Origin of the sequence: Draconibacterium sp. (assembly GCF_041583095.1) — a bacterium.
GTDB lineage: Bacteria > Bacteroidota > Bacteroidia > Bacteroidales > Prolixibacteraceae > Draconibacterium.
This window is the reverse complement of the sequence record NZ_JBFHGM010000359.1, coordinates 1-4217: the sequence shown is the minus strand read 5'-3', so window position 1 is coordinate 4217 and position 4217 is coordinate 1. Positions and strand designations below refer to the sequence as shown.

The following is a 4217-nucleotide window of genomic DNA, read 5'->3' as shown; positions in this document are numbered from 1 at the left end:
CCATGCAAAAAACATTTATAGGAATTTTACTAGTGATTTTGGCCGTTGTATTGTTTGCGCTAAATAATTCATCGGTGGTTACTTTGAACTTTTGGAAATGGAACATCGAATCAAATTTATCGCTTGTTCTAATAATTGCCGTTACGTTCGGAGCCATGACCAGTTTTATATTATCGCTACCCTATCGTGCACGTAAAAATAATGAAATCCGAAACAGGGATAGAACAATTAAAGGGCTCGAAAGTCAGATTCGTAAATTGGAGAACGATATAAAAGCTGCAGTGAACAAAACAAGTAAAGAACTGGAAAGTCAAAAAGAAAAACCAGATTAAATGCCTGCGTGGTAAGTTAAGTAGTAGCATCAGTGTAAACAGAATTAAAACAATGAGATATGAAAACAAATGATTCAATCAAAAACAATTGGTCGTTTATAAAACTCGGGTTAAATGAAAGATATCCACAGTTATCAAAAAATGACCTTACGTATATCGACGGTTACGAGAATGAATTTCTGCATAACCTGGAGCTTAAATTGGGAATGAATAGAGAGCAACTAACAACAATACTTTACAGCCTTATTCCCAGCGAAAGCATGCAAAAGGTTTAATAAAAAAATTATCAAAAAGGGAAAAAACTCCAATTAGCAAATTACACTTAAAATTAAAAGTTATGTTTAAAATAATTGATATTACAAAAGAAGAGCTGATTGCCCACGAAGTTGAAGGAAAACTGACAGAAGAAGACGACAACAAAATTACTCCGCTTATTGATAAAGCGGTTCAGGATTTTGGCAAGGTAAAACTTTACATTCAGCTAAATTATGTAGATGGAATTTCGCCGAAAGCATTTTGGGAAGACGTAAAAACCTACCTGAAACATTTTAACCACATGAAGAAAATTGCAGTTGTTGGAAAATCTCGTTGGGAAAAATTGTGGTCGGAACTGGCTGCACCATTTATTTCCGGCGAAGTAAAATATTTTGAGTTTACCGATATTGACAAAGCCCGGAAGTGGGTTAAGGATTAATTATAACCTGATTTCGAATTTAAAATAGCTCACAGCTTTAGCTATTTTTAGACAGAAACTTTCAATGGTTTTCGAAGTACTATCGGGATAATACAAGAAAATTGTTGGAAGTTTATGGCAAAAAGAGCAAAGCCATTAATGGAAAGTCCTTCTCACGCCATCTTTCCATTTAGTATTCTTTAAAACAACCCGTTATTCCTGCATAATTCTAAATGGAAATCTGACGCAATTATGACTTTCTGTGATAATATTTTAAAATCGAATTCAGGTTTATACATCAATACTAATTGTTGTTTAACCGGTTGCGGCATTAAGTTGCCCAACCGGTTTTTTCATGTAAGCACTTATAATTTAGGCTAATATTTTTTTACGTATCGCAGCTTTAAACTACATGTTCTTATTTACTGTTACATTCGGATGGGTCATTTCTGCGGGTTTTACCCATTCATCAAACTGTTTTTCATTTAACAGTTTTAATGCTGTTGCAGCCGCTTTTAGACTACACTTGTTTGCATGTGCATATTTGGCAATTTGTGCGGCTTTGTTGTAGCCAATATGCGGCGTAAGCGAAGTCACCAACATCAACGAATTATTTACATGCGCATCAATTTTTTCAGTATTGGGTGCGATTCCTTCCAAACAATTTTTGTTGAACGATACGCATGCATCTGCCAGCAATGTAGCCGACTGTAAAAAATTGGCAATCAACACAGGTTTAAAAACATTTAGCTGAAAATGCCCGTAAGAATTGGCCACCGAAATGGTTGTATCGTTACCCATTACCTGGGTACAAACCATTGAAAGTGCCTCGATTTGAGTTGGATTCACTTTTCCGGGCATAATCGACGAACCGGCTTCGTTGGCAGGAATATTCAATTCGCTGATTCCGGCTCGCGGCCCCGAAACCATTACCCGCAAATCGTTTACAATTTTCAGTAAACTAACAGCAAGCTGCTTTATTGCACTGTGCGATTGCACAAACGCATCGTGCCCGGCAATCAATGCAAACTTATTTTTGGCTTTTGTAAAAGGCAATCCTGTTTCGTTGCTTATTTCATTTACAATTTCGTCGTCGAAACAAGCCGGAGAGTTTAATCCTGTTCCAACAGCAGTTCCGCCCAGTGGCAACTCCTGCAAATCGGGCAAGGTATTTTTTAATGCATTTATTCCTTTTTCAATTTGGGTAGAATAGGCCGAAAATTCCTGACCTAAAGTAATCGGAACGGCATCCATAAAATGCGTTCGACCAATTTTTACTATCGCTTTAAACTCTTCAGATTTTTTGTTATAAGTATCATGGAGCTCTTTCAGCGCCGGCAGCAAATGGGCGGTCAGCTTTTTGTATGCTGCAATGTGCATGGCTGCCGAAAAGGTATCGTTTGATGACTGTGATTTATTCACATCATCGATTGGATGCAACTCGATATTTTCCCATTGAAAATCGTTTTCTACAATTTGTTTTACCCGGTTAGCAATCACCTCGTTGCAATTCATATTAGTGTGCGTGCCCGAGCCGGTTTGCCAAATTACCAACGGAAAATGTTGCTCTAACTTTCCGGCTAAAATTTCGTCGCAAGCTGTTTCTATTAACTGCTTTTTGTTTGTAGAAAGTATTCCCAGTTTATGATTACTCCGGGCTGCGGCTTTTTTTATAATCGCAAAAGACTCAATTATTTCCTTTGGCATTGAAGCCTTCGGGCCAATCCTGAAATTCTCCAGCGATCGCTGTGTATGCGCTCCCCAAAGTTTATTCTCGGGCACATTTATTTCTCCAAGTGTGTCTTTTTCAACGCGATAATTCATGACTCCTCCTTTAATTCTGTTCTATTGTTTTCAGTTCTTTCGTATTCTAAGTGTTGCTAAAGTTCGGCTCTAAATAGCATCAATTTTGGCAGCCAGAATAAAGTCGTTTGGAGATAAGCCTCCAATGTTGTGCGTGCTGATTTCAACCTCAACCGAACTATAGTGCACACCCAAATCGGGGTGGTGATCTTCTTCATCGGCCAGCACAGCAATTTTTTGGGCAAATGCAATGGCTTCGTTAAAATCCTTCACCGAAAAACTCTTTTGAATCTTTTTGTCATCCACTACTTTCCAATCTTCATTTATTTTCGCCTTAAAATGCTTAATCTCTTCAGCATTTAGCGGTGTTGTTTCTTTTTTGCACGGTGCACAGTGCTTTTCTTTTAATTCACTCATAATCTGTATATTTTATCTGCAGGAAAATGCCTGTGTAAATCATTATTGAAAATAATATGCCAAACCAGAAATAGCTGGTTACCAACCGGAACGATAACAGTATACGGGTACAATTTCCACAAGTTGTGAAATGAGACCATACCAAATCCGCACTTCCACAGTTTCTGCCCAATGCAAAGCGGGTTTTATTGTTCCGTTCTTTTCTGCAATATTTGTTTGTCCTCACGCCCAGGTCAGGCATCCGTTTCTGGTCTGTTCCCACTAGGTATTTCACTTACTTACAATCTCTTATTTTTAGCCACAAAAGGCCTGACCAACTCCCTAAATTCACAGTAACTTCCATTTTTCTGACTATATTATGATCCTTTCGCACCCCATAAATCAGCAACATCAATTCTATTTTGCCCTTCCAAACGCTGTAATTTTAAAGGGTGATAGCACTCCATTAAATCAAAACGTGCTTTTACTTCAGTAAACATTTCAAACCCAATGTTTACCATAAGTTGCAGTTCACAAAATAGTTTGCCTATGAAAACACTATTATTTATCACGGTTTTTAGTATGGTTACCTTGGTATCTCGTGCCCAGTGGACTGATAGCAAGCCTTCAACCACAACAAAACATACTTTATATTCGTCAGGAGAATATCTGGTTGGCGATCAGCAAGCCGGGAAATTAGGCATGAGCTATACCTACAACAATAAGTATATAATAAGCGTTGGATACTCGGCTACATTTAAAACAACAGTTACGCCCTCTGATAACTTTCTGAAATCGGCTACAAACGTTACGCCTGCCACTTCGGTTGAACCTTTCGAGAATTCGGAGAATTTGCATATGATGATGGGCCGAATTTTTAACCTGAATGAAAAAAAGAATTTACGCGTTGTTCTTCAGGCCGGCCCGGGAATTACCACATTTCGTGAACCGGAATTTGCCCTTGTTAATTCAAACAGCCAATATAACTTTGAAACGAAAACATCAAAAAAACT

7 protein-coding genes are annotated in these 4217 nt (G+C 38.0%); 4 read left to right on the top strand and 3 right to left on the bottom strand.

Features of this window, described 5'->3' with window-relative positions:
- The 3 genes from ABZB17_RS21000 to ABZB17_RS20990 form a co-directional block, all read left to right on the top strand.
- Positions 1 to 332: lipopolysaccharide assembly LapA domain-containing protein (locus tag ABZB17_RS21000; protein ID WP_372653328.1), on the top strand; the 332-nt coding region annotated here is incomplete at its 5' end.
- A 59-nt stretch (positions 333 to 391) separates the two neighbouring features.
- Positions 392 to 607 (top strand): hypothetical protein, encoded by a 216-nt coding sequence (locus ABZB17_RS20995; protein ID WP_372653327.1) that lies wholly within the window; start codon positions 392 to 394, stop codon positions 605 to 607.
- A 62-nt stretch (positions 608 to 669) separates the two neighbouring features.
- Complete coding sequence (locus tag ABZB17_RS20990) at positions 670 to 1026, top strand: STAS/SEC14 domain-containing protein (RefSeq protein ID WP_372653325.1); 357 nt, start codon at positions 670 to 672, stop codon at positions 1024 to 1026.
- A gap of 387 nt (positions 1027 to 1413) precedes the next feature.
- Here ABZB17_RS20990 and fumC read toward each other — a convergent pair whose 3' ends face one another.
- The 3 genes from fumC to ABZB17_RS20975 all read right to left on the bottom strand — a co-directional run bounded on the left by fumC (position 1414) and on the right by ABZB17_RS20975 (position 3725).
- Positions 1414 to 2829 carry a class II fumarate hydratase gene (fumC, locus tag ABZB17_RS20985; protein WP_372653322.1) on the bottom strand — a complete coding sequence of 472 codons (1416 nt, stop codon included), beginning with the start codon at positions 2827 to 2829 and terminating at the stop codon, positions 1414 to 1416.
- Positions 2830 to 2898: 69 nt separating this feature from the next.
- Positions 2899 to 3225 (bottom strand): 4a-hydroxytetrahydrobiopterin dehydratase, encoded by a 327-nt coding sequence (locus ABZB17_RS20980; protein ID WP_372653320.1) that lies wholly within the window; start codon positions 3223 to 3225, stop codon positions 2899 to 2901.
- Positions 3226 to 3581: 356 nt separating this feature from the next.
- Positions 3582 to 3725: a hypothetical protein gene (locus tag ABZB17_RS20975; RefSeq protein ID WP_372653318.1), complete on the bottom strand. Its 144-nt coding sequence runs from the start codon at positions 3723 to 3725 to the stop codon at positions 3582 to 3584.
- Positions 3726 to 3753: 28 nt separating this feature from the next.
- Here ABZB17_RS20975 and ABZB17_RS20970 point away from each other — a divergent pair.
- Positions 3754 to 4217, top strand: a 464-nt coding sequence (locus tag ABZB17_RS20970; protein ID WP_372653316.1) for a hypothetical protein, incomplete at its 3' end; no start/stop codon positions are given.